The organism is Mesorhizobium sp. P2_C5_2, assembly GCF_056404535.1.
Map to the genome: position 1 here is coordinate 311,647 of NZ_JBFUDV010000004.1, position 22,279 is coordinate 333,925.

26 protein-coding genes are annotated in these 22,279 nt (G+C 62.9%); 13 read left to right on the forward strand and 13 right to left on the reverse strand.

Features of this window, described 5'->3' with window-relative positions:
- Window position 1: 1 nt before the first annotated feature.
- Entirely contained in the window at window positions 2-1,231 is a 1,230-nt protein-coding gene (locus AC1D1B_RS16640; protein ID WP_477333578.1) for a GNAT family N-acetyltransferase, read from the reverse strand.
- Between the two features lie 92 nt (window positions 1,232-1,323).
- Here AC1D1B_RS16640 and AC1D1B_RS16645 point away from each other — a divergent pair, with 92 nt between their 5' ends.
- The gene (locus tag AC1D1B_RS16645; protein WP_477333579.1) at window positions 1,324-2,382 is read left to right on the forward strand and encodes a polysaccharide deacetylase family protein; all 1,059 of its coding nucleotides are present in this window, start codon (window positions 1,324-1,326) and stop codon (window positions 2,380-2,382) included.
- A gap of 39 nt (window positions 2,383-2,421) precedes the next feature.
- Here AC1D1B_RS16645 and AC1D1B_RS16650 read toward each other — a convergent pair whose 3' ends face one another.
- Entirely contained in the window at window positions 2,422-2,637 is a 216-nt protein-coding gene (locus AC1D1B_RS16650) for a DUF2842 domain-containing protein (RefSeq protein WP_142868027.1), read from the reverse strand.
- A 152-nt stretch (window positions 2,638-2,789) separates the two neighbouring features.
- Here AC1D1B_RS16650 and AC1D1B_RS16655 point away from each other — a divergent pair, with 152 nt between their 5' ends.
- Window positions 2,790-3,950 (forward strand): COX15/CtaA family protein, encoded by a 1,161-nt coding sequence (locus tag AC1D1B_RS16655; protein WP_477333580.1) that lies wholly within the window; start codon window positions 2,790-2,792, stop codon window positions 3,948-3,950.
- A 21-nt stretch (window positions 3,951-3,971) separates the two neighbouring features.
- Here AC1D1B_RS16655 and AC1D1B_RS16660 read toward each other — a convergent pair whose 3' ends face one another.
- The 3 genes from AC1D1B_RS16660 to speB form a co-directional block, all read right to left on the reverse strand.
- Window positions 3,972-4,811, reverse strand: coding sequence for an aminoglycoside phosphotransferase family protein (locus AC1D1B_RS16660; RefSeq protein WP_477333581.1), 840 nt, complete (start codon window positions 4,809-4,811; stop codon window positions 3,972-3,974).
- A gap of 64 nt (window positions 4,812-4,875) precedes the next feature.
- Entirely contained in the window at window positions 4,876-5,802 is a 927-nt protein-coding gene (argC, locus tag AC1D1B_RS16665; RefSeq protein WP_477333582.1) for an N-acetyl-gamma-glutamyl-phosphate reductase, read from the reverse strand.
- Between the two features lie 29 nt (window positions 5,803-5,831).
- A complete protein-coding gene (gene speB / locus AC1D1B_RS16670) occupies window positions 5,832-6,833 on the reverse strand; it encodes an agmatinase (protein ID WP_477333583.1) in 1,002 nt (333 codons plus the stop codon).
- Between the two features lie 245 nt (window positions 6,834-7,078).
- On the opposite strand from speB, the gene AC1D1B_RS16675 reads away from it, so the two are divergent.
- Window positions 7,079-8,131, forward strand: coding sequence for a glycerophosphodiester phosphodiesterase family protein (locus AC1D1B_RS16675; RefSeq protein WP_477333584.1), 1,053 nt, complete (start codon window positions 7,079-7,081; stop codon window positions 8,129-8,131).
- 214 nt (window positions 8,132-8,345) lie between these two features.
- On the opposite strand, the gene AC1D1B_RS16680 is transcribed toward AC1D1B_RS16675, so the two are convergent.
- The gene (locus AC1D1B_RS16680) at window positions 8,346-9,215 is read right to left on the reverse strand and encodes an aldo/keto reductase family oxidoreductase (protein ID WP_477333585.1); all 870 of its coding nucleotides are present in this window, start codon (window positions 9,213-9,215) and stop codon (window positions 8,346-8,348) included.
- 91 nt (window positions 9,216-9,306) lie between these two features.
- Here AC1D1B_RS16680 and AC1D1B_RS16685 point away from each other — a divergent pair, with 91 nt between their 5' ends.
- Window positions 9,307-10,206 carry a LysR family transcriptional regulator gene (locus AC1D1B_RS16685; RefSeq protein WP_477333586.1) on the forward strand — a complete coding sequence of 300 codons (900 nt, stop codon included), beginning with the start codon at window positions 9,307-9,309 and terminating at the stop codon, window positions 10,204-10,206.
- Window positions 10,207-10,474: 268 nt separating this feature from the next.
- On the opposite strand, the gene rpsI is transcribed toward AC1D1B_RS16685, so the two are convergent.
- From rpsI to AC1D1B_RS16700, 3 genes are all read right to left on the reverse strand, one after another.
- A complete protein-coding gene (rpsI, locus tag AC1D1B_RS16690) occupies window positions 10,475-10,957 on the reverse strand; it encodes a 30S ribosomal protein S9 (protein ID WP_023669408.1) in 483 nt (160 codons plus the stop codon).
- A 1-nt stretch (window position 10,958) separates the two neighbouring features.
- The gene (rplM, locus tag AC1D1B_RS16695; protein WP_477333587.1) at window positions 10,959-11,423 is read right to left on the reverse strand and encodes a 50S ribosomal protein L13; all 465 of its coding nucleotides are present in this window, start codon (window positions 11,421-11,423) and stop codon (window positions 10,959-10,961) included.
- Between the two features lie 291 nt (window positions 11,424-11,714).
- Window positions 11,715-12,116, reverse strand: coding sequence for an SRPBCC family protein (locus tag AC1D1B_RS16700; protein ID WP_027037041.1), 402 nt, complete (start codon window positions 12,114-12,116; stop codon window positions 11,715-11,717).
- 92 nt (window positions 12,117-12,208) lie between these two features.
- Here AC1D1B_RS16700 and AC1D1B_RS16705 point away from each other — a divergent pair, with 92 nt between their 5' ends.
- Entirely contained in the window at window positions 12,209-12,793 is a 585-nt protein-coding gene (locus AC1D1B_RS16705; RefSeq protein WP_477333588.1) for a TetR/AcrR family transcriptional regulator, read from the forward strand.
- A gap of 18 nt (window positions 12,794-12,811) precedes the next feature.
- Here the strand turns inward: AC1D1B_RS16705 and AC1D1B_RS16710 are convergent, their stop codons facing one another.
- Window positions 12,812-13,258, reverse strand: coding sequence for a PaaI family thioesterase (locus AC1D1B_RS16710; RefSeq protein WP_477333589.1), 447 nt, complete (start codon window positions 13,256-13,258; stop codon window positions 12,812-12,814).
- Between the two features lie 153 nt (window positions 13,259-13,411).
- Here AC1D1B_RS16710 and AC1D1B_RS16715 point away from each other — a divergent pair, with 153 nt between their 5' ends.
- The 7 genes from AC1D1B_RS16715 to AC1D1B_RS16745 all read left to right on the forward strand — a co-directional run bounded on the left by AC1D1B_RS16715 (window position 13,412) and on the right by AC1D1B_RS16745 (window position 18,546).
- The gene (locus AC1D1B_RS16715) at window positions 13,412-14,233 is read left to right on the forward strand and encodes an enoyl-CoA hydratase (RefSeq protein WP_477333590.1); all 822 of its coding nucleotides are present in this window, start codon (window positions 13,412-13,414) and stop codon (window positions 14,231-14,233) included.
- Window positions 14,234-14,245: 12 nt separating this feature from the next.
- Window positions 14,246-14,668 (forward strand): VOC family protein, encoded by a 423-nt coding sequence (locus AC1D1B_RS16720; RefSeq protein WP_477333591.1) that lies wholly within the window; start codon window positions 14,246-14,248, stop codon window positions 14,666-14,668.
- A 9-nt stretch (window positions 14,669-14,677) separates the two neighbouring features.
- Window positions 14,678-15,454, forward strand: a complete 777-nt coding sequence (locus tag AC1D1B_RS16725) for an AAA family ATPase (protein WP_477333592.1) — start codon at window positions 14,678-14,680, stop codon at window positions 15,452-15,454.
- Between the two features lie 2 nt (window positions 15,455-15,456).
- Window positions 15,457-16,212 carry a GNAT family N-acetyltransferase gene (locus AC1D1B_RS16730; RefSeq protein WP_477333593.1) on the forward strand — a complete coding sequence of 252 codons (756 nt, stop codon included), beginning with the start codon at window positions 15,457-15,459 and terminating at the stop codon, window positions 16,210-16,212.
- Window positions 16,209-16,730 (forward strand): CoA-binding protein, encoded by a 522-nt coding sequence (locus AC1D1B_RS16735; protein WP_477333594.1) that lies wholly within the window; start codon window positions 16,209-16,211, stop codon window positions 16,728-16,730. Before AC1D1B_RS16730 ends, AC1D1B_RS16735 begins: the two co-directional genes overlap by 4 nt.
- 182 nt (window positions 16,731-16,912) lie before the next feature.
- The gene (locus AC1D1B_RS16740; protein ID WP_477333595.1) at window positions 16,913-18,193 is read left to right on the forward strand and encodes an O-acetylhomoserine aminocarboxypropyltransferase; all 1,281 of its coding nucleotides are present in this window, start codon (window positions 16,913-16,915) and stop codon (window positions 18,191-18,193) included.
- A 2-nt stretch (window positions 18,194-18,195) separates the two neighbouring features.
- A complete protein-coding gene (locus tag AC1D1B_RS16745) occupies window positions 18,196-18,546 on the forward strand; it encodes a cupin domain-containing protein (protein WP_477333596.1) in 351 nt (116 codons plus the stop codon).
- 8 nt (window positions 18,547-18,554) lie between these two features.
- Here AC1D1B_RS16745 and AC1D1B_RS16750 read toward each other — a convergent pair whose 3' ends face one another.
- From AC1D1B_RS16750 to AC1D1B_RS16760, 3 genes are read right to left on the reverse strand one after another with little or no spacing between them, the layout of a single operon-like run.
- A complete protein-coding gene (locus AC1D1B_RS16750; protein ID WP_477333597.1) occupies window positions 18,555-19,259 on the reverse strand; it encodes a transporter substrate-binding domain-containing protein in 705 nt (234 codons plus the stop codon).
- Between the two features lie 48 nt (window positions 19,260-19,307).
- Complete coding sequence (locus AC1D1B_RS16755) at window positions 19,308-20,375, reverse strand: hypothetical protein (RefSeq protein ID WP_477333598.1); 1,068 nt, start codon at window positions 20,373-20,375, stop codon at window positions 19,308-19,310.
- A gap of 20 nt (window positions 20,376-20,395) precedes the next feature.
- Window positions 20,396-21,646 carry a cytochrome P450 gene (locus AC1D1B_RS16760; protein ID WP_477333599.1) on the reverse strand — a complete coding sequence of 417 codons (1,251 nt, stop codon included), beginning with the start codon at window positions 21,644-21,646 and terminating at the stop codon, window positions 20,396-20,398.
- 90 nt (window positions 21,647-21,736) lie between these two features.
- Here AC1D1B_RS16760 and AC1D1B_RS16765 point away from each other — a divergent pair, with 90 nt between their 5' ends.
- Window positions 21,737-22,264: an SMI1/KNR4 family protein gene (locus tag AC1D1B_RS16765; RefSeq protein WP_477333600.1), complete on the forward strand. Its 528-nt coding sequence runs from the start codon at window positions 21,737-21,739 to the stop codon at window positions 22,262-22,264.
- Window positions 22,265-22,279 lie beyond the last annotated feature (15 nt).

A 22,279-nucleotide genomic window follows, 5' to 3' on the forward strand; every position in this document is an offset into this window, starting at 1 on the left:
GCTAGCTTTCGTCTTCCGTGGCCGCGGGCGCTGCCTGTCCGGCAGCCTTGCGGCGCAGCATCTTGGTCAGCTTCCAGACCGTCGGGTTATTCTTGATGAAGGCTTTCGCCCGCGCGCCTTGCCGCAGCGCCGACGCAAGGGCGTGTCCCTTCAGCGTCAGGGGCACCAGCACCTCGAAATGCTGGCTCTCGATATCGCACCAGAGCCGCTTGTAGGGCTCGTCGCCGACCGAGAAATCATAGACTTCAAAACCTGTCTCGCAGGCTTCCTGGATGTTGTCGAAGAACAGGAAATCGCCGGGGCTGGTGTGGCCGAGATCGTCCTCGGCGATGGCTCCGAATTCGCAGATCAGCCGTTTGCCCGAGCGGCTCGAGCCGGTGATGGCGCGCAGCTTGCCGGCGACTTCGAGCCCATGCAGCACGAAGGACGGCTTTTCTTCGGTGAGCGCGTCGGTGAACAGGGTGCGGAAGAAGGCACGCACCTCCGGCTCGCCGAAGACATTGGCGATGCCCATTTTACGGAAGCGGAATTCCTTCATCTCGAAGAAACCGTCGAGCAGCCTGTTCACGTCTTCCGGGGTCCGCGCTTCGATGCGGCGATGGCTGCCGACAGCCTCGAACTTGCGCGTCTGCGAACGGTGCTTCTTGCGCTTGCGCTTGCCGCTTGCACGCGACAGCAGCGCATCGAAACCGCCATCGAGGTTGACCGCAAGCGACAAATTGGGGCTGGCAAAATTGGAGAATGTCGCGAGCGGATTGGCAACGCCGTCGAGGTCGGGCAGCAGCCTTTCCAGCGCAACGAGGTCGATATCGGGACGCGCCTTGCCGATCGCCGTCACCAGCCTACGGATCGCCCCGGCATCGGCCTTCGCCAGCCAACTCGGATCGGCGGCGGCGAAATTGCCGTTGGCATGACGTCCGCCCATGAAACGGGCGACACGGAATGGACCAGTTCGTGTGATTTCTAGTGCCAGTGCAAAGACCGGCCTGTCCTCGATTTTCAGCGTGGCGACGACGGCATCGGGATTGGCCTGCGAAGTCCAGGCGCTGACCCAGGCTGCGCTCTGCGCCGGCGCAAACAGTGCCGAATGGCAGAATTCGCCGTAGGAAGCGAGTGCGGCAGCGTCGGCGATCGACACCGACATGCTCGTCTGGTCGGCAGCCGTTGCGCGCGCAGACGCCTTGCTTGCGGCGAGTCGATTGCCGTCAAAAGACGCGGTTGCGTCAACCATACCTCAATCCTTAAGGCGTATTCGTCGCGATCAGGGAGTTCGCGTCGGCGCGTTCCGTGCTTGGATTGAGCCTAGGCGCAAAAGGTGAATGAATGATCGACGGCGGGGAGGCAGTTCGGAAACTGGCGCTTAACATCGCCCGCTTTACCGGCCTTGCACCGCTGGCCAAGCCCTTTGTCGGCGGCATTGGCGCCATCCTCATGTTGCACCGGGTCACCGCCACGCCGGAGAAGCCCGACGGCGTCAACCGCCATCTCAACATCGCCCCGCGATTCCTCGATGCTGTGGTCGCCGACATGAAGGCGAGGGGTTATGCCTTCGTCACGCTCGACGAGGCGATCGAGCGCATCAAGGCCGGTGGCAAGGACGGCCAGTTCGCCACCATCACCGCCGACGACGCCTATCGCGACAACATGACGGAGGCGCTGCCGGTGCTGGAAAAGCACGACGCGCCGATCACCATCTATGTCGCGCCGGGGCTGATCGACGGCACTGCCGATTTGTGGTGGGACGTCGTCGAGGACATCGTCAACGCACGCGACCGGCTGACGCTGGCGACGCCGAAGGGGCCGGCGACGATCGACTGTTCGAGCCACGGCAAAAAACTCCAGGCCAATGCGCGCCTGCACGCCTATCTCACGCTCGAGGTGCGCGAGGAGGATCAGCGCGCCGTGCTTCGCGATCTCGCGCGCTCGAACGGCATCGAACTCGACGGCTTGCGCTCAAGCACGCTGATGACCTGGGACGACATACGCGCCATGGCCGGGCACAGGCTGGTGACGATCGGCGCGCACACGGTCAACCATCGCAATCTGAAGCGGCTTGACGAAGCCGATGCGCGCCATGAGATCGGTGACGTCAGGCGCCAGCTGCAGGCACAGCTGGGCGAAGAGCCGCGCCATCTCGCTTACCCCTATGGCTACGCCAGCGCTGTCGGCTGCCGCGAAGTGGGCTTTGCCCGCGATGCCGGCTATGCCTCGGCGGTTACCACCCGCCACGGCGTGCTGCATGCCGAGCACGCCGGCTTCCTGCACGCGCTGCCGCGCATTTCGGTGAATGGCCGCTACCAGAGCGTCGCCCACATCCGCACCATGTTGTCGGGCGTAACGACGCCGCTGGCCAATGCCGGCAAAATGGTGGTGACGATCTAGGCTGTGTTGATATTCAGCCGGCCTGCAAATGGCCCGCTTTCAGCCTTTCGGCCGCGGCTCCAGGATCAGCCATTTGATGATGCCCATCGCCGGCAGCACCCAGAACAGGCCGCTGAACAGGAAGAACAGAAAATGCACCAGCGGGCCGGATTCCGACAGCTGCGCCACCGCTATGATCGACGCGACCAGCGCATAGATGATGACCAGCGCCACCAGCAGGAAGGTTCCGATCAGCTTTTTCAGGCGGATGGGCATGAGGCGTTCTCGTTGATCGCCTTCGCTTAGGCCCAACCGGGCGCCTGTGCAACCTGTGACTTGCGGCGCGACGGCGTGCCGCGCCGCCCGGTCTTGTCAGCCGGGTTGCGATGGTTCACCACTTCGCCACGTCAACCTGCCGGGACAGATCCATGGCTGCGATATCAGCTGCCGCGCCCTACATCGATCGCGACCGCGCCCTGTACAATCGGGCGCTGGTGCGCGGCTGGCTCTATGTCGTGCTTCTTGTGCTGTTTGCGCTGGTGCTGGTAGGCGGCGCCACCAGGCTCACCAATTCCGGCCTGTCGATCACCGAGTGGAAGCCCATCCACGGTGTGATACCGCCGCTCAACGACGCCGAGTGGCAGGAAGAATTCCAGCTCTACCAAAAAATCCCGCAATATGCCGAGCTCAACAAGGGCATGAGCCTGGACGCCTTCAAGTCGATCTTCTGGTGGGAATGGGTGCACCGCATTCTGGCGCGCAGTGTCGGCCTCGTCTTCGGCCTGCCGCTTCTGATCTTCTGGGCAACACGGCGCATCGAACGTGGCCTTGGGCCAAAACTGCTCGGCATTCTGCTGCTCGGCGGCCTGCAAGGCGCCATCGGCTGGTGGATGGTGGCCTCCGGCCTGATCGACCGGGTCTCCGTCAGCCAGTACCGGCTGGCGACACACCTGACCCTTGCCGCGCTGATCTTCACCGCCACCATGGTGGTCGCGCGCGGACTGGCGCCGCATTCGGAACCCGCCGCCGACCGGTCGACGCAAAGGCTGGCCGGTTTCATCGTGCTGCTGGCGCTCGTCCAGATCTATCTCGGCGGCCTGGTCGCCGGGCTCGATGCCGGCCTGAGCTACAACACCTGGCCGCTGATGGACGGCAAGGTGATCCCGTCCGACCTGCTGTTGCTCGAACCGGCCTGGCGCAATTTTTTCGAGAATCCGAAGACGGTCCAGTTCATCCACCGGATCGGCGCTTACACAGTCTTCGCCGTGGCGCTCTGGCATATGATCGCGACACGCCGGCGCCTGCCCGGCACGACGCATGCGCGGCGCGCGACGCTGCTGTTCCTGCTCGTTGTGGTGCAGGCATCGATCGGCATCGGCACGCTGTTGATGCAGGTACCGCTGCACATGGCGCTGACGCATCAGGCCTTCGCGCTGGTCCTTTTAGGGTTTGCCGCAGCACACTGGCGCGGCACCAAGGGCGCCTATCCGCTGCCGACGCGGCCGCCCATGAAACGCAGATACATCGTCTACGGCGTCTTGATCGTAGCAATAATCTATATTGCAAACGACCTGCCTCGTTACATCTAGTATGATGTGATCGCGCCGGGGTCAGAAGCTGAGCCGCACCTTCCGGATCACTTCAGCGACCGATAGTTCACGGTTCTCGTCGACCTCATTCTCGTCCTCATGGTGCCACGCGGCCGACAGGCAACCATAGGCGATGGCGTGGTCGAGGATGGCGGCCGGTGTCTGGCCGAGCGTCTTGGCAAAGACTTCCGCCATATGCGCGATCCGCTCCGGATCGAGGCAGAGGTCGTCGCGTTCGAGCGGGTTGTAGAACATGTTGGCGGCGTCGAAGCCGGGATCGCCGAGCACGCCCTTCGGGTCGATCGCCAGCCAGCCACGCGTACCATGCAGGATGTTGTCGTGATGCAAATCGCCATGCAGCGGCGCGACCGTGTGCGGGGCATCGAGCAGCCGGTCCGCGATTTCGGCGGCCTCGACATAGAGGCTCCGCTCTCCGGCGTTGCGATCGGTCTTGGCCTTTTTGAACAGGCTGGCAAACCGCGCCCGCAGCGGCTGCAGGTCCGACGGGACAGGGTGCTTTGAGGGCGAAAACAGCCGCGCCATCAATTCGGCCGCGATTGCCGTGGCAGCGTTGTCGCCCTCTTTGTTCAGAACCTCGGACAGCAAGGTGTCACCGGCATATTCGAGCAGCATGCGGTGGCCGTCACGGCCAAGCAGCCGCACCGCACCTTCGCCGCGCCGCCAGGCGAGATAGTGCTCGCCGCGCAACTCGTCCTCGACATCGTCAAACGGTTTTAGCGCCTTGACGATGGCCGGCGAGCCGTCCTCAAGCCGCACCTTCCAGATGCGGCTTGAAAAAGTCTCATCAATAAGTTCGGGCGCGCTGACCTTCCAGCGGTTTGGAAATGCCGGCGCTTCCATTCAGAGCATGATGCCGAAAAGTGTTAAGCGGTTTTCGGGCAACATCATGCTCTCTCCAACTGAATTAAAGACCGAGCATCAGGTCCATGTTCTGCACGGCCGCACCCGATGCGCCCTTGCCGAGATTGTCATAGACGGCAATCAGCAGCGCCTGCGCCCTGTCGTCGTTGGCGAAGACATAGACCTTCATGCGGTTGGTGCCGTTATAGACCTCCGGATTGATCTCCGGCATCCGCTCCATATGCGCGTAAGGCGCCACCTCGACCACGCCGCCTTCTATTGCGGCAAAATGGTCGGCGATCGCGGCGTGCAGGTCAGCACCGGCCGGCACATAATCGAGGCCGCCGAGCTGCAGCGGCACCACGGTGATCATGCCTTGCGCGAAATTGCCGACCGCCGGCTGCATGATCGGATCATGCGACAGCTTCGCATAGGTGCGCAGTTCCGGCACGTGCTTATGCTGCAGGGTCAGCCCGTAGGGCAGGAATTCGGAGGCATCCTCGCCCTGAGCGACATACTCCTCGATCATCGGCCGGCCGCCGCCCGAATAGCCCGAAATGCCGTTGACCGTGATCGGGAAATCCGGCGGCAGCAGGCCTGCCGCCACCAGCGGCCGCAGCGTCGCGATCGGCCCTTGCGGCCAGCAGCCGGGATTGGCGACGCGCTTCGCATTTGCGATGATTTTCGCCTGTCCCTTGTCCAGTTCGGCAAAGCCATATTCCCAGCCCTCGGCGACGCGATGCGCCGTCGAGGCGTCGATCACCTTGGTGGTGTCGTTGGCAATCAGCGAAACGCTTTCCTTGGCGGCCGCATCCGGCAGGCACAGGATGGCGACATCGGCGGCATTGAGGAATTCGGCGCGCGCCGCCGTTTCCTTGCGGCGCTCGGTCGGGATCGAGATGATCTCGAGGTCGCCGCGCTCGGCCAGCAGCGCCCTGATCTGCAGGCCGGTGGTGCCGTGTTCGCCGTCGATGAAGATTTTCGGTTTCATGTGCCCGTCAATTCCCTGCTAACTCAAACCTATATGCCTTGGCCGTGGTTCGCCGCGCCATGGTTGCCGTTGTTTAAGTCTTCCGCCCGTGCTTTTCGCTCGGCGACCAGTCCGAGATAATGCATGGCCACCATCGAACCGGCGATCGCCGTTATATCGGCGTGATCATAGGCCGGCGCAACCTCGACGACGTCGGCGCCGACAATATCGACCTGGCCGAGCTGGCGCAGCGTCGACAGGATTTTCGCCGAGGACGGTCCGCCTGCAACCGGCGTGCCGGTGCCGGGCGCAAAGGCCGGGTCGAGGCAGTCGATGTCGAAGGTCAGGTAGGTTTTCCTGCCGCCGGTGCGGTCGACGATGGCATAGGCGATGTCGGACGCCCGCATCTCCTCGATCTCGTGACCGTAGAGGATCTTGATGCCGAACGTATCGGGGGCATGGGTGCGGATGCCGATCTGGATCGAGCGGTCGGGATCGATAATGCCTTCATTGACGGCGCGGCCGACGAAGGAGCCGTGGTCGATGCGCTTGCCGTCATCCGGCCAGGTGTCCTGATGCGCATCGAACTGCACCAGCGCCAGCGGCCCATGGATGGCGGCATGCGCCTTCAGCAGTGGCCAGGTGACGAAATGGTCGCCGCCGAGCGACAACAGGAAAGCGCCCGACTTCAGGATTTTTGCCGCTTCGCGTTCGATCGTGCCCGGCGTCTTCTGGTGGTTGCCCGAATCGAGCAGGCAATCGCCATAGTCGACGACAGCCAGATGCTCGAACAGGTCGCGCGAGAACGGATATTGCGGGTCGTTGTCGAGGATCGCCGAGGCGCGGCGGATCGCCTGCGGCCCAAAGCGCGCGCCCGGCCGGTTGGTGACGGCGGCATCAAAGGGAATGCCCCACACGACTGCGTCCGCGCCCCTCACATCCTTGGTGTATTTGCGCCGCATGAACGACAGCGCGCCGGCATAGGTAGGCTCGAAGGATGCCCCCGTCTTGGAGCGGGCGGTGAAGGCGTTGTCGATGTTCTGGTTCGCCATTATGGGTCCTCTTTGTTCATCGGGCTGCCACAACTACAGAACCGGCACGCAAGATGCCAGTCACAGCTTGGCGAAACGCCGCAGCGCTCTACAGGCTGCCTTCCCAACTCCGCTCCGGCGCGCTGCCGACATGGTTTCAGCACGACTTTGTTGCAGCGGCGCGACAATCCACTAGCCGGCTTCGTTCACCGGCCTGTCACTGACGTCGCCTATCCCCGGGTCGATCCAGCAAGGAGCGATTCTCGATGCGGACCATATGCCTTCTGCTTTGCGCAGCCCTTGGCGCCTTCACCGGCCAGGCCTCGGCGAGCGAAACCCGCGCCCGGCAGATTCTCGACCGCTTCGAACATGCCAACCAGTGGCGCGACCATGTCATGGTCGCCGCGCACCGTGCCGGCAGCATGCAGGCCGGCAAGACGCTCTATGCCGAGAATTCGCTTGCCGCCGTCGAAGGCGCGATCGCTATGGGCGCCGAGATCGTCGAGGTCGATATCAGGCGATCGAAGGACGGCGAATTCGTCGTCATGCACGACAGCTGGCTCGACCGCACCACGACTTGCAAGGGCGAGGTGGTCAACTACACGCTGGCCGAACTCAAGCGCTGCAGGCTGGTGGTCGAAGGCACCGGTGCCGTCACCGACGAGGCGGTTTCCACGCTGCGCGAAATGCTGCTGGCGACCAGGGATCGCATCCTGATCAATCTCGACAACAAGCTCGATGTCCAGGCGCTGCCTGGCATGATCGCTATCGCCCGCGACCTCGGCATGGCCGAACAGGTGATCGTCAAGGAAAACCTCTGGAACCAGCAGCGGATCGACACCGTCAAGGCGACGCTGGACGCCATCGGCGGCGGCTTCCAGTTCATGCCTATCATCGCTGATGACGCGGTGCATGACGCTGCCTTTGCCGAAAAGGTCGGTAAGGCTTTTGCGCCCGGCGCGATCGAGCTGATCAACTGGCGGGCGAGGGCGCAGACGCTGACGCAGACCGGCGGACCACTGTTCAGCACGCGCATGCGGGCGATGTCGGTGCGGGGCGGCTGGCACATCTGGGCCGACACCTACGCCATCGTCAACAAGCCGGGCGGCTTCCTCTCCGGCGGCCGCGGCGACGAGCTTGCCGTGCAGGCCAGCCTGCCGGCCGAGACCTACGGCTTTTGGGCCGAACGCGGCGCCACCATCATCCAGACCGACGAACCGAAGGCGGCGATTGGCTGGCTGGCGGCAAATGGGTTTCGCGTGCCTTATGCCGATGAGGCAAAGCCGGCCGTGCCGGCGAATACGGCGAGTATCAATTAGAGCGGGGAAGCTGCTGATCTCCCCCCTTGTGGGGGAGATGCCCGGCAGGGCAGAGGGGGGCGCTGTCCCGCCGGACTATCAGTCAATTTTTTGCTAAATTGAAATTGCTTTGGCGTCAATTTCTGACATGGGTTTGACGAGAGGCTGGGGATCCTTCGCGCCCCCCTCTGGCCTGCCGGCAATCTCCCCCCACTTGGGGGGAGATTGGCTAATCTCAAGCTGCCTTCGCCACGCCATCCAGCTCCCTCAACACATCCTCCGAGAGCTCCAGCTCCGCCGCCGCCAGGTTCTCCCTCAAATGCCCGACAGACGACGTCCCCGGGATCAGCAGGATGTTCGGCGAGCGCTTGAGCAGCCAGGCGAGCGCAACCTGCAACGGCGTGGCGCCAAGCCGCGCCGCCACATCCGACAAGGTCGACGACTGCAGCGGGCTGAAGCCGCCGAGCGGGAAGAAGGGCGTGTAGGCGATACCGTCGCGCGCCAGCTCATCGATCAGTGCGTCGTCATCCCGGTGCGCCAGATTGTACTGGTTTTGCACACAGACGATCTCGGCGATCCCACGGCCTTCCTCGACCTGCGCGCGGGTGACGTTGCTCAGGCCGATATGGCGCACCAGCCCCTTGCGTTGCAGTTCAGCGAGTGCGGTCAGCTGCGCTTCGATCGAGCCCTCGGTCGGGCCTATCCCGAACATGATGCGCAAATTGACGACATCCAGCACCTCAAGCCCGAGATTCCTGAGATTGTCGTGCACGGCTTGCTCCAATTCCTTGGCCGAATAGGCAGGCAGCCATGAGCCATCGCTGCCGCGCCGTGCGCCGATCTTGGTGACGATGACGAGGTCTTGCGGATAGGGCGCCAGCGCTTCGCGGATCAGCTGGTTGGTGACATGCGGGCCGTAATAGTCGCTGGTGTCGATGTGGTTGACCCCCGACGCCACCGCTTCGCGCAGCACCGCTATGACCGCGTCATGGTCCTTCGGCGGACCGAAAACGTGGGGGCCGGCAAGTTGCATGGCGCCATAGCCGAGCCGTTTCACGGTGTGGCTGCCGAGGGTGAACGTGCCGGACTTTTGGATGGTGGACATGGTCGATCTCCTTTGAGCAGGCGAAGATAGGCGCTGCTCAACCTTGGGATAATCAGCTACATTCCGCACAGCTTGTGCGGAATGGCGAACAATGATGGACCTTGGCGATCTGAACGCCTTCGTGGCGGTGGCGCGTGCCGGCGGTTTTCGCGAAGGGGCGCGCGCCAGCGGCGGCAGCGCGTCGGGCTTGAGCGAGGCGGTGCGCCGCCTGGAGACGCAGCTCGGCGTCAGGCTGTTCAACCGCACGACGCGCAGCGTTGTTCCGACCGAAGCAGGCCTCAGCCTGCTCGGACGGCTTGGCCCAGCGCTGTCGGAGGTGGAGGCGGCCCTCGACGTGGTGAATGGCTTTCGCGACCGGCCGGCGGGCTCGTTGCGTCTCAACGTGCCGGTCAGCGCCGCGCGGCTGATCCTGCCCGACATCGTCCCGGGGTTCCTCGCCGCCTACCCCGGTATTCGGCTGGAGGTGATCGCCGACGAGAATTTTGTCGATGTGCTAGCGGCCGGGTGTGATGCCGGCATTCGCTACGACGAGCGGCTGGAACAGGACATGATTGCGGTGCCGATCGGCCCGCGCGTCCAGCATTTCGCCACAGCCGCCAGCCCTGCCTATCTCGACCGCCATGGCCGGCCGCAGCATCCGAGTGACCTGCTTGGCCATGCTTGCCTGCGCGGCCGCTTTGCCAGCGGAGCAATGCTGCCGTGGGAGTTTGAGCGCGACGGCGAGGTGGTGCGGGTCGACACGACGGGGCCGTTGATCGTGCGGATCGGCGGCGCGAGCGATCTTGCCGTTCATGCGGCCATCGCCGGCAGCGGCATCATCGCTCTCTTCGAAGGCTGGCTTCGCCCTCATTTCGAGAGCGGCGCCCTTGAGCCGGTGCTCGAACCGTGGTGGCAGAGTTTTCCCGGGCCGTTCCTCTATTATCCTGGCCGGCGCCTGGTGCCAGCGCCGCTACGGGCGTTTATCGATTTCGTCAAAGCCGGCAAGTATTGAGACTTGAACCGAGGCCGGCGCCATCACCCCACCCGGCGCTGCGCGCCGACCTCCCCATCGAGGGGAGGTAGGGTGCCGCGCCCTTCAGTCGGGCGATTGGCTTGGTATCAGCTGGACCATTGTGGATTGTTCGGGCGGCGAAACTGCCGTGACCCCCTACCTCCCCTCGATGGGGAGGTCGCGCCGAAGGCGCGGGTGGGGTGACTGCCGAGACTCAAAAGAAAAGGCCGCCCGGAGGCGGCCTTTCGATATGGACGTTTCGTAGCGCTTAGCGCTTCGAGAACTGGAAGCTGCGGCGAGCCTTCGCCTTGCCATACTTCTTGCGCTCGACGACGCGGCTGTCGCGGGTCAGGAAGCCGCCCTTCTTGAGCACGGCGCGCAGTGCCGGCTCGTAATAGGTCAGCGCTTTGGAGATGCCGTGACGAACTGCACCGGCCTGGCCGGACAGGCCGCCGCCGATGACAGTGGCGACGATGTCGTACTGGCCGGCGCGGTTGGAGGCGATGATCGGCTGGTTGAGGATCATCTGCAGGACCGGACGCGCGAAATAGGTCGCGAATTCCTTGTCGTTGACGACGATCTTGCCGGAACCCGGCTTGACCCAGACGCGCGCAATGGCGTTCTTGCGCTTGCCGGTGGCATAGGCGCGGCCCGACTTATCGAGCTTCTGGACGTGGACGGGGGCCGCCGGCTGGGTATTGGTATTGCCGGTGGCGGCGCCCAGTTCTGCGAGCGAGGAAAGCTCAGCCATCTTATGCGACCTTCTTGTTCTTGGCGTTCAGCTTGGCCACGTCGAGCACGACGGGCTGCTGGGCGACATGCGGATGCTCGGCACCTGCGTAGACGCGCAGGTTCTTCATCTGGCGACGGCCGAGCGGGCCACGCGGGACCATGCGCTCAACGGCCTTCTCGACGACACGCTCGGGAAAACGGCCTTCGAGCAGCTGGCGCGCGGTGCGCTCCTTGATGCCGCCTGGGTGGCCGGTGTGCCAGTAATAGACCTTGTCGGTGAACTTCTTGCCGGTGAACACCACCTTGTCGGCATTGATGACGATGACGTTGTCGCCGTCGTCGACATGCGGGGTGAAGGTCGGCTTGTGCTTGCCGCGAAGATGATTGGCGATGACAGTGGCGAGACGGCCGACGACGAGACCCTCGGCGTCGATCAGCACCCACTTCTTCACCACATCCGCAGGCTTCTGCGAAAAGGTTGCCATGGATTTCTGCTTTCGGTTTGGACCTACCCCAAATGATGGAGAAGGCGTTTCTTGTTGCTTGGATTGGTGACAAGGCACTTGCCCGCCGCCAATAACAAAACGGCGGCCTTTGCGGGCCGCTGCTTCGTGAGGGCTTATAGGCGAGGGCGAGGGGGCGCGTCAAGGCTGAAGTTTCTGGAGTATTCCTAAAAGGTTATGCAAAAACAATGGGTTATCGATGTGGTATTATAATACCAAGAGAAAAGAACGCTCCGGGAGCATGGCCGGAACGTTCTTTGACCGGTCCGGTCTTCAGTTGGCTCTTTCGAGCGAGCGACGGATCTCCGGCGCAATTTGGTCCATCGCGGCGGCAAGCCAGCCGCAGAGCTCGTCCGGCGAGGTGTCATGAATCCACACCAACCGGCTGCGTCCATTGTTCTCTGCAAAGACCTGCATGGAGGTGTTGTCGTGCGAAACCTCTTCTCCTTCCCACGCCCAGACGATGCGGCGTGCCTGTTCGTCGCGGGCTATAAGCCTCTCCCGCACGACGTTGCCGTCGGCGAAGGTCATTTGCCGCAAGTCGGGCTCGATCAACCGGCAATCCACGAAAATATCTGGCGTTGTCAGTCGCGGCCCTTCGGCGAAGTTGCCGACGGTCTGCCAGACCTTCTCAGGCGATGCGTCGACTATCATTTCCCTGATAACTGATCCCATTTTTGCACCTCTCGTTTAAGGGCAGACAAGTTTGTCTACTAGACAAGTCTGTCTGTATGACGGAAAAGGGTCGACGTCAAAGGGTATTCGATATGGTGGACCACGCTACTGACATCGGCCGGGAGAGTGCTGCGCGCAGCCGCATACTCGATACAGCCACGAACCTGTTCTATGCCGAGGGCGTGCACGCGGTCGGCATCGACCGGATCATCGCCGAGGCAGGTGTGGCCAAGGCCACTTTCTACAAGTATTTTCCGGCCAAGGATGAACTCGTCCGCGCGTACATTCAGAATCAAAGCCGGCAAGGAAGGGCGATGATCGACAAGATCAGCGAGCGATCGGCGCGGGATTCGATCCTGGCTATCTTTGATCTTGTTGCGGACGCCGCCGCCCAGCCTGGCTACCGCGGCTGCCCGTTTCTGAACGCTGCCGCCGAATATCCCGACCCGAGCCATCCGGTACGGCAGGCGATCGATGAGCATAGGCGTTGGAAGCGCGACCTGCTGCGCGGCCTGCTTGTGGCCGACGGCAGTTCGGATTCCGAAACCACCGCCGATATCCTCACCGTTGCCAGCGATGGGCTGCTCATCGCCAGTCACCTCGATAGGCCTGCAAACTTGCGTCGCCTCATTCTTGAGACGGTTCTGCAAATCTTGGGACCGCTGGCTGACAAATAATTGGCGGCAGGAATTCGGCTATCGCTTCGGCGGGATCGAATAGGTGCCCGTGGCATGCGCCACCGTGTGTCCCTCCGGTCCCGCAACGATGTCGATGTCGAACACCATCAGGCTCTTGCCCAGCTTCAGAATGCGGCAATGGCCGTCGATCGGCCCGGCCTCGGCCTTGCGCATGAAATTGATGTTGAGGTTGGTGGTCACCGACAGCGCGTCCGGCCCGGCATGACTGAGCACGCAGACATAGCCGCCAATGTCGGCCAGCGTGAACAGCGACGGCCCTGAGACGGTGCCGCCGGGCCGCAAATGCCGCTCGTTTGCGTTGAGCCGAACCGTGCAGCCGCCAGGAAACACTTTGAGCGCTTCGTATGAAGTGAATTCGTCGTTGAGCTGCGGGTAGACGCTGGCCATCAGCGCATTGACTTCGGTCGCCGTCAGCACCGGCTTGAGATTGTCCTGGGCGGGCATGTCGGTCTCTCGTTCTGTGCCGGGCCTGTATGAACGCAATGGCGCGTTTCTGGCAACACCTTCACCCTTCTGGCGCAAGCGATGGGTGTTGATGAAACCCGATTCGATATTAGATAGTCTGGCGGCGCCCAGCGGAATCGCGGAGACCTTATCATGGCCGAAATCCTTGCCATCAAACCTGCTGCCATAGATGGGCCGGTCATCGCCCGGCTGGACAAGGGCGTGCTGCGCCTGACGCTCGCCAACCCGCCCGCCAATGCCTTGTCGCTTGCCGTCATGGCAGCGCTGAGTGCCGAACTCGACCATGCAAACGCCAATAGATCCGTCCGCGTCATCGTCCTGGCGGCGGCCGGAAAGGTTTTCTGTGCCGGCCATGACCTCAAGGAACTGACCGCGCGTCGCGCCGACGCCGACAAGGGCAAGGCGTTCTTCGAGCAGACATTTTCGGCCTGCGCGGCCCTGATGCAGCAGATTGTACGCCATCCACTCCCGGTGATCGCCGAAGTGGATGGCCTCGCCACCGCCGCCGGGCTCCAGCTGGTCGCCAGCTGCGACCTCGCCATTGCCTCGCATGAGGCCACTTTCTGCACGCCGGGCGTCAATATCGGCCTGTTCTGCTCGACGCCGATGGTGGCGCTGTCGCGCAACGTGTCGCGCAAGCACGCTATGGAGATGCTTCTGACCGGCGAGACCATCGATGCGGCAACGGCCAAGGAGTTCGGCCTGGTCAACCGCGTCGTGCCGCGAGAATATTTGAATCAGATCGTCACCAAATACGCGCAAACCATTGCTTCCAAATCATCTCTGGTGATCAAGACCGGCAAGGAGGCCTTTTACGCGCAGGCCGAGATGGGGTTGGCCGACGCCTATGCCTTTACCGGCCGCACCATGGTCGAGAATATGCTGGCGCGCGATGCAGAAGAAGGGATCGGCGCCTTCATCGGCAAGCGCAAGCCGCAATGGACGGAGGAATAGGTTTTTCGACCCATGGAACCGCGCATCTCGATCATCACCATCGCCACCGACGATCTTGAGCGCGCCGTGCGCTTCTACGAGGCAATGGGTCTGAAGCGTCATGCCGGTATCACTGACGGCGTCGCTTTCTTCCAGATGGGCGGCGTCATTCTCGGCCTGTTTCCGCGCCCAAGCGCCGAAGAAGATTCAGGCATCACCTTCGCCAAGGCGCCGTCGGCCGTCTACCTCGCCTACAACACCCGCTCCGACGCCGAGGTCGACGAAGTGCTGGCGTCGGCCGAGAAGGCCGGTGGCAGGATCGTCAAGCCGGCTGGCCGCGCTTTCTGGGGCGGGTGGTACGGTTATTTCGCCGATGCCGACGGCCATGTCTGGGAAGTCGCGCACAATCCGGCCTTTCCGATCGCGGAAGACGGCACCATCTCGCTGCCGGACTGACCGCCGGGGATGGCGTACCGCAAGCAACTGACGCGGCTGAAGGCGCCTTACCTCAAGCGCATCCTGCTCGATCCTGAGCGGGTGGCTGACTGGGAAAAATACCCCTGGAACCTGCCGCTGTTTCGCGGCCACGAATTCAAACTCGAATTCACCACACCGATCACCATCATTGTCGGCGAAAACGGCACCGGCAAATCGACGCTGCTGGAAGCCATCGGCGCTCTGGCCGGTTACGACGAAGCCGGCGGCGGCAAGGGCTATAGGCCCGTCGACCATTCTCGTGCCATCGACAACAGCGGTGCCGGGCTGGCCAACAGTTTTCGTTGCCACTGGCTGCCGAAGGTTACCGCCGGTTGGTTCTTCCGCGCTGAATCCTTCTATTCCGTTGCCCGTTACCTCGACGAGGCGGCCAGGGAGTCCGGCGGGACGCCGCCGGACTTTTTGTCGTGGTCGCACGGCGAAGGGTTCATCCGCTTCTTCGAGGAGCGCTGCCGCCGGCAAGGCATCTACATCCTCGACGAACCTGAAAGCGCGCTGTCGCCATCGCGCCAGATCGAATTGCTCAAAATGCTGCGTCGCATGGACCAGTCGGGCACTGCGCAGGTAATCATGGCGACGCATTCGCCGCTGCTGATGGCTTGTCCGGGCGCGCGGCTGTTTCGCATCAGCCGCTTCGGCCTTGATCCGACCGATTTCAGCGACACCGATCATTTTCGCATGATGCGCGACTTCTGCATCGACCCGCAGGCGTTTATGGAAGAGGCGCTGCGGGAAGACGAAAAGTGACGATGAGCGACGACGATCTCAACTGGCAGAGCGAACAGGCTTGCCGTGAAGCCTGGCCGGCAGCGGTTGAAACGGTCGTTGACGGCTGGCTGCTCAGGCGCTCCGGTGGCCGGATCCGGCGCAGCAACTCGGTCAATCCCTTGCGCGGCAAGCGCGGTGCGCCTGACAAGGTGCTTGAGGCGGCCGAGGCATTCTATGCCGGCCATGGCCAGACGCCACTGTTTCGGGTTGCCGACATCGCTGCCGAGATGGACGCGCTCCTCGACTGCCAAGGCTACGACCTCGAAGGCGGAACCATTCATCTCTATGGTGCGATCGACGAGCTGGCTGATGTCAGCGACGAGCACGTCACCGTTTCGCCTACGCCTGATGAGGACTGGTTCGCGGCGCGATTCCGCATGGGCGCTTATGACGACACGGATCGCCGCGTTTTTCGCGAAATGCCTGGGCTGATCGTCGGCGACAAGGCGTTCGTGTCTTGCGGGCGCGACAGCGAAATTGCCGCCCTGGCCTATGGCGTCATCCGCGATCGCCTGCTTGTGGTGGAGTCGGTTGAAACCGACAGCAGGTTTCGGCAGCAAGGCCTCGGCCGCAAGACGGTTGGCAGTCTCATCGGCTGGGCGCGGGGGGCAGGGGCCTCGGCGGCCTGCCTGCAGGTCGTCGCCGACAATGCGCCGGGTCGCGCGCTCTATGCCTCGCTTGGGTTCAGCCGTGAACTCTACCGATATCACTACCGCAGGAAGGCGATTGCCGGATGAACCACGACGCCTACGACAATGCCTATATCGGCGGCATCCTCAATTCGGTGAAGACCATCGCCATGGTCGGCGCGTCGGCCAATGACGTCAGGCCGAGCTTTTTCGTGCTGAAATATTTGCTGGCCAAGGGCTTTTTGGTGTTCCCGATCAATCCCGGGCAGGCCGGCAAGGAAATCCTCGGCCGCATGACGTATGCCAGCCTTGCCGATCTGCCCGAGCCGGTCGACATGGTCGACATTTTTCGCGCCTCCGCAGCAGTGCCTGGCATTGTCGATGCGGTGCTGAAGCTGGACCCTTTGCCAAAAGTGCTATGGATGCAGCTTGGGGTGCGCAATGACGAAGCGGCAGCGCGCGCCGAGGCGGCCGGCATCAAGGTGGTGATGAACCGCTGCCCGAAGATCGAATACGGCAAGCTGTCCGGCGAGATCGGCTGGACCGGCGTCAACTCGGGCGTACTGTCGTCGAAGAAGCCCTTGATGCGGTCCGGATTCCAGAGCTTTGGCGTGCGCCAGAAGTGATGTGCGGGAACGCCGGCGGACGCATTGCCGCCCAGGCAGAATATTATTCCGGGAAGAAGTGGATTTTCCTGCGCGTTCATCGCAGATGATCCGCCGAAAGGTATTTTCTTCTTTGCATTCGCGTCCGGGCTTCGCCAAGAATGCCCGGCGATTTTCAGAAGGTTCAGGAGAGGGAGGTTTCGATGACCCGTACGCCCGGTTTCAGCACGCTCGCCGTCCATGCCGGCGCCAAGCCAGACCCGGCGACGGGTGCGCGCGCCACGCCGATCTATCAGACGACCTCCTTCGTCTTCGACGATGCCGATCATGCCGCCTCGCTGTTCGGGCTGAAGGCGTTCGGCAACATCTACACCCGCATCATGAACCCGACCCAGGCGGTGCTGGAAGAACGTATCGCCGCCCTTGAAGGCGGCACGGCAGCACTTGCCGTCGCCTCGGGCCATGCCGCGCAGGTGCTGGTGTTCCACAACCTCATGCGCCCCGGCGACAATTTCGTCGCCGCGACAAGGCTTTACGGCGGCTCGATCAACCAGTTCGGCCACGCCTTCAAGAATTTCGACTGGCAGGTACGCTGGGCCGACACCAACGACATCTCGACCTTCGAGAGTCAGATCGACGACAAGACCAAGGCGATCTTCATCGAAAGCCTGGCCAATCCGGGCGGCACCTTCGTCGACATTGAGAAGATCGGCGACATTGCCCGCAAGCACGGCCTGCCGCTGATCGTCGACAACACGCTGGCCTCGCCCTATCTGGTGCGGCCGATCGAGCACGGCGCCGACATCGTCGTTCACTCGCTGACCAAGTTCATCGGCGGTCACGGCAATTCGATCGGCGGCGCCATTGTCGACGGTGGCACTTTCGACTGGTCGAAATCGGGCAAATATCCGATGCTGTCGGAGCCGCGCCCGGAATATGGCGGCATCGTCCTGCACGAAACTTTTGGCAACTTCGCCTTTGCCATCGGCGCGCGCGTGCTTGGCCTGCGCGATATCGGCCCGGCGATATCGCCCTTCAATGCCTTCCTGATCCTGACCGGCCTGGAAACCTTGCCGCTCAGGATGCAGCGCCACTGCGACAATGCGGTCACCGTCGCCGGCTGGCTATCCAATCATCCCAAGGTCGCCTGGGTGTCCTATCCCGGCCTGCCAAGCGACAAGAACAACGCGCTGCAGAAGAAGTACTCGCCGCTCGGCGCCGGCGCTGTCTTCACCTTCGGCCTGAAGGGCGGCTACCAGGCCGGTGTCAAGTTCGTCGAGGCGCTCGAACTGTTCTCGCACCTCGCCAATGTCGGCGACACCAAGTCGCTGGTCATCCATCCGGCCTCGACCACGCACCGCCAGCTTTCCGACGAGCAGAAGGTCAAGGCCGGTGCTGGGCCGGACACCGTCCGGCTTTCCATCGGCATCGAGGATGTCAACGACATCGTCGCCGATCTGGAACAGGCCCTGGCCAAGGTTTGATCATGGCCGAGCCGAAATTCCTGTCCGTCGGCGTCGACAGCGTCGACGCCGAACATGGCGCGCCGGCGCCGGACCGCCTGATAGCGGGCGATCCGAAATTCCGCACATGGAACGTCGAGGAGCGTGACGGCGGCCTCTATGCCGGGATCTGGGAAGCGACGCCGGGCAAATGGCGCATCGTCTATGACGAATGGGAGTTCTGCCACATCCTGTCCGGCGTCTCGGTGGTTGCCGAGGACGGCGGCGAGGCGCGCACGGTGCGCGCCGGCGACAGCTTCGTGCTCAGGCCCGGCTTTAGAGGCAGCTGGGAAGTGCTTGAAACGACCCGCAAGGAGTATGTGATCAAGCTCTAGCCCCGGATTCACAGAAGGTGATCGATGTCGGCGCCGGAAAATCCGTACTCGCTCATCATCTCGCGGTGCCAGGAACTGCCCAGCACATCGTCGAGGCAGGAATCGATGCGCCGGCGCAACGCCGCATTGCCCTTGGCCAGCGCAAAGGCACCGGCGGCCGGCTGTTTTTCCGCCGCGGGAACGTCGATGACGGTGAGCGTCGCATCGGGGTGCCTGCCGAGATAGCCGCGATGCGCCATGGCGACGCTGGCATAGGCATGCACCGCACCAGCAGCGACAGCGTCAGCCGCTTCAGCCTGCGTGGCGAAGACCTTGATGCGCTCGGGCGGAACACCGTTTTGCAGGGCTGTCTGGTGTTGGATCTGGCCTGATATGATGCCGATCAAGGCTGCCTGATCCTCGGCAACGGACCGGTAGCCGTCGAAGGCACGCGGGTTGCCCTTGGCGACCAGAAGCCCGTCAGCCAGCATCCAGATCGGCCGGGTGAAGTCGACGAGCATCCTGCGCTCTGCCGACACGAACAGGCCCGTAGTCATGTCCCATCGACCATCGACCAGCCCGGGGAGCAGTTCGGCAAACTCAGTCTTGACCGATGAAAATGGCTCCGCCAGCAATGCGCAGACTTTCTCGGCCAGCCTGGCGTCGCAACCGTGCAGTGCCCCGGAGGGGTCGGTAAAGCAGAAGGGAGGTTCTTGCAGGAACGCGAATCTCATCGGCTCGACCCTATCATTCCGGCGCTACGGTTTGTCGCTGGCGGTCGGCTATTTCGCCGGAAACTGGCCGAGGCATGCGTCGGAGGCCTTGTCGTGCTCGGCCAAAAGGTCGGCGTTTCCGGCATCGACATCACTATCGGATATCTCATCGCGATAATATTGCGTCAGCAGGTCGAGCCCTTCCTGCTTCACCCCTTGCGTCGGCATTTCGCGTGCCAGGCAGCCGCAGAGCCCAAGTGCCCGGTCCGGCGAGCCGATCTTGCGGTTGGTCAGGATGAAATCCTGCGTAGGGCAGGCGCTGATGAACGCATTGAATTCGAGTTTCTCTTGCGTCTGGTCGCCATGGTTGAAATAGGCCGGCTGCCACTGGCTCTTGCCGCCGATGATATCGCAGCCAGTTGCGGTGTCGCTTGCGTTGGTGGCGATGGCCTGCCAGGCCTTCTCCTTGTCACCACTGGGATAGTCGAATTTCTCGCCGAGCGAGGCGGCATATTGATCGAGGTCGGTCTGTGCGAAGCCGATCGCCTGAAAGCGGTTGAACTGGCATTGGCATTCTCCCGCGACCCTTTCGGCCTCGCCTTCTTCGGGCTGTTCGTTTGATCTGCTTTTCTGGCAGGCAGCAATGAAGGCGGCACCGTCGAGCGAGGTGGCTGGGAAGGTCGAAACGTCAGCATAGCGGTCGCCCGCCCAGCCAAACAGCTTCTCGTCGAGCTGCAGGTCGATGAAGCCGTTGCGTTTGAAGGCGCCGAGCGCCACCCTGTCCGCGCGCGTCAGCCTTGCGCCCGGAATGTCGCCGAGAACCTCGCGATAGCTGTCGTCTTCCAGCACGAACAGGAACAGTCCGCACTTCACTCCGTCGCAGGCTGGATCCGGGACGTAGACGTAGATTTCAGAGAATCCGTCGAGATTGAAATCGACCTCATAGGCCGAGAATTTGTCCGCGGGCACCGCGGCACCGATCTGGCGTTGGAGCAGAGGCCCTGCCAGGGCACGGGCGATGGCGTCGCTGTTTTCCTGCGGGATGTTCTCCGGCTGCCGCTGCGCCCATGCGGTGGCGATGCCTGCGCAAGACAGTACCAGGGCGAACGCCATCGCCCTTGTCGAAAACAGCCTCATTGCGCCACCCCAGCCTCGCGTCAGAACCCGACGGCGAGCCTTTCCAGCCCATGGAAGTGGTAAGTGTCGCGGAAGCGCGGCTGCTCCGCAAGATGGAGTCGCGGCTGCCGCTCGAACAGCGTTTTCAGCGACACCTGCAATTCAAGCCGCGCCAGCGGCGCGCCGATGCAGAAATGAATACCGGCGCCGAACGAGACATTTTTCTGGTCCGGCCGGCCGGGCCGGAAGGCGCCTGGTTCGGCAAAGGCGACGGGGTCATGGTTGGCCATGCCGAGCAGCAGGCCGATCGTCTCGCCCGGTTGTACGACAACGCCCGGAATTACCTCGATCTCCTGATGGGCATAGCGGGTGAACATGTGCAGTGGCGCGTCGAGGCGCAGGCACTCCTCGACGGTGGCCGCGGTCGCCTCCGGCGAGGTGAAGAAGCGGGCGGGGTCGCCACCTTGCGCCAGCAGCGTGCGCACGGCGTTGCCGGTCTGGTGCACCGTCGCTTCGTGGCCGGCATTGAGCAGCAGGATGGCGGACGAGACCAGTTCGTCCTCGGACAGTTTCTGGCCGTCCTCCTGCGCCGCAATCAGCAGCGACAACAAATCGTCGCCCGGCTGCTTGCGCCGCTCGGTGACATAGCCGCGCAAAAAGTCGGAGAAATCGCGCGCGGCGCGATTGGCCGTCTCCTCGGTTTCGCGGGTGCGGCCATGCATGTACATGGCCACCATCTGGTGCGACCAGTCGAGCAGTTGCGGCCCCATCTCCACTGGCACGCCAAGCATTTCGGCGATGATGGTGATCGGCAACGGCGCGGCGAAAGCAGGCAACAGGTCCACTCCACTCGGTTGGAACCGGTCGATCAGCTCGTTGGCCAGCGCTTCCACGCGCGGCCGCAGCCGCTCGACCTGGCGCGAGACGAAGGCGCGGTTGACCAGCGTCCGCAGCCTGGTGTGCACCGGCGGTTCCAGCTCCAGTATCGAATTGGTCTCGATGCCGTCGAAGGCGATCAAATGCGTGCGATCCTCGTCGATGCCGCGGCTGTCGGGGATGCCAGCCGGGTTCTGTCGGCCGAAGCGGCGGTCGCGCAGCAGCCGGTTGACGTCGTCAAAGCCGCCAAAGCACCAGAAGCCGAATTCCTCCCAGAAGAAAGCGTTCGATCGCCCGTGCAGGAAGGCATAGGCCTCATAAGGATCTTGGAAAAACGCCGGCTCGTGCGGATCAAGCCTCAGGCGGCGCGAGGCTGGATCAAAGGCTAGGTAAGGTGGTGGCGTAAAATCGGTCATGGCCGATCACTAGCGCGGCTTGCCAGCCCGGCGCCAGACCGTATGTTGGCCTCGGCTGCCCCAAAAAACTGAGCCAACCTGACAGGTACCATGCCGGACATTTCAGCAGAGACCATACTGGCTGGGCTAAAACGGTCGCTTCCGTCGTCTTACGTTGATTTTCTTAATCAGCATGACGGGGGCGAATGGGTTTGCGGTGACGATCTCGTCGTTACCTGGAGCGCGGAGCAGTTGGTACCGTTCAACAGCGGATACCGCGTTCACACCCTCGCGCCTGGGCTGCTTTTGTTTGGCTCCGACGGCAGCGCGGAGGCCTATGGATTTGACATGCGCTCACCGGCCATGTCCGTGGTTCTCGTTCCATTCGTCGGCATGAGTTGGGAATTTGCAATTGCCGTCGCAAAGGATTTTGGTGATTGGACTAGAACCCTGAAGCCCGAGCAGGCCAACAGTTCCCTCTCGGGAATGCAACTTGCGGAGCTCAAGCCGGTCTTGCTCGGCGGAGATACGGTCGATCCGGCCAATAGGGTCTGGCTGACGCGCGACCAGCATTTTGAGTATGTGCGGTTCTGGAACAACGTTGTCATGGCGGCCAACGCGAAGTCGGCTCCTCAATAGCCCTCGACGAAGCGC

Bases quoted from the DNA above. Each gene is read 5' to 3' on its own strand.
- AC1D1B_RS16715 (WP_477333590.1), top strand. From the start codon at position 13,412: ATGGCCGAAATCCTTGCCATCAAACCTGCTGCCATAGATGGGCCGGTC.
- argC (WP_477333582.1), bottom strand. From the start codon at position 5,802: ATGAAACCGAAAATCTTCATCGACGGCGAACACGGCACCACCGGCCTG.
- AC1D1B_RS16760 (WP_477333599.1), bottom strand. From the start codon at position 21,646: ATGACCGATTTTACGCCACCACCTTACCTAGCCTTTGATCCAGCCTCG.
- AC1D1B_RS16720 (WP_477333591.1), top strand. From the start codon at position 14,246: ATGGAACCGCGCATCTCGATCATCACCATCGCCACCGACGATCTTGAG.
- AC1D1B_RS16725 (WP_477333592.1), top strand. From the start codon at position 14,678: ATGGCGTACCGCAAGCAACTGACGCGGCTGAAGGCGCCTTACCTCAAG.
- speB (WP_477333583.1), bottom strand. From the start codon at position 6,833: ATGGCGAACCAGAACATCGACAACGCCTTCACCGCCCGCTCCAAGACG.
- AC1D1B_RS16660 (WP_477333581.1), bottom strand. From the start codon at position 4,811: ATGGAAGCGCCGGCATTTCCAAACCGCTGGAAGGTCAGCGCGCCCGAA.
- rplM (WP_477333587.1), bottom strand. From the start codon at position 11,423: ATGGCAACCTTTTCGCAGAAGCCTGCGGATGTGGTGAAGAAGTGGGTG.
- AC1D1B_RS16680 (WP_477333585.1), bottom strand. From the start codon at position 9,215: ATGTCCACCATCCAAAAGTCCGGCACGTTCACCCTCGGCAGCCACACC.
- AC1D1B_RS16710 (WP_477333589.1), bottom strand. From the start codon at position 13,258: ATGCCCGCCCAGGACAATCTCAAGCCGGTGCTGACGGCGACCGAAGTC.
- AC1D1B_RS16675 (WP_477333584.1), top strand. From the start codon at position 7,079: ATGCGGACCATATGCCTTCTGCTTTGCGCAGCCCTTGGCGCCTTCACC.
- AC1D1B_RS16765 (WP_477333600.1), top strand. From the start codon at position 21,737: ATGCCGGACATTTCAGCAGAGACCATACTGGCTGGGCTAAAACGGTCG.
- AC1D1B_RS16740 (WP_477333595.1), top strand. From the start codon at position 16,913: ATGACCCGTACGCCCGGTTTCAGCACGCTCGCCGTCCATGCCGGCGCC.
- AC1D1B_RS16650 (WP_142868027.1), bottom strand. From the start codon at position 2,637: ATGCCCATCCGCCTGAAAAAGCTGATCGGAACCTTCCTGCTGGTGGCG.
- AC1D1B_RS16700 (WP_027037041.1), bottom strand. From the start codon at position 12,116: ATGGGATCAGTTATCAGGGAAATGATAGTCGACGCATCGCCTGAGAAG.
- AC1D1B_RS16705 (WP_477333588.1), top strand. From the start codon at position 12,209: ATGGTGGACCACGCTACTGACATCGGCCGGGAGAGTGCTGCGCGCAGC.
- AC1D1B_RS16640 (WP_477333578.1), bottom strand. From the start codon at position 1,231: ATGGTTGACGCAACCGCGTCTTTTGACGGCAATCGACTCGCCGCAAGC.
- AC1D1B_RS16655 (WP_477333580.1), top strand. From the start codon at position 2,790: ATGGCTGCGATATCAGCTGCCGCGCCCTACATCGATCGCGACCGCGCC.
- AC1D1B_RS16645 (WP_477333579.1), top strand. From the start codon at position 1,324: ATGATCGACGGCGGGGAGGCAGTTCGGAAACTGGCGCTTAACATCGCC.
- AC1D1B_RS16735 (WP_477333594.1), top strand. From the start codon at position 16,209: ATGAACCACGACGCCTACGACAATGCCTATATCGGCGGCATCCTCAAT.
- rpsI (WP_023669408.1), bottom strand. From the start codon at position 10,957: ATGGCTGAGCTTTCCTCGCTCGCAGAACTGGGCGCCGCCACCGGCAAT.
- AC1D1B_RS16685 (WP_477333586.1), top strand. From the start codon at position 9,307: ATGATGGACCTTGGCGATCTGAACGCCTTCGTGGCGGTGGCGCGTGCC.
- AC1D1B_RS16730 (WP_477333593.1), top strand. From the start codon at position 15,457: ATGAGCGACGACGATCTCAACTGGCAGAGCGAACAGGCTTGCCGTGAA.
- AC1D1B_RS16745 (WP_477333596.1), top strand. From the start codon at position 18,196: ATGGCCGAGCCGAAATTCCTGTCCGTCGGCGTCGACAGCGTCGACGCC.
- AC1D1B_RS16750 (WP_477333597.1), bottom strand. From the start codon at position 19,259: ATGAGATTCGCGTTCCTGCAAGAACCTCCCTTCTGCTTTACCGACCCC.
- AC1D1B_RS16755 (WP_477333598.1), bottom strand. From the start codon at position 20,375: ATGAGGCTGTTTTCGACAAGGGCGATGGCGTTCGCCCTGGTACTGTCT.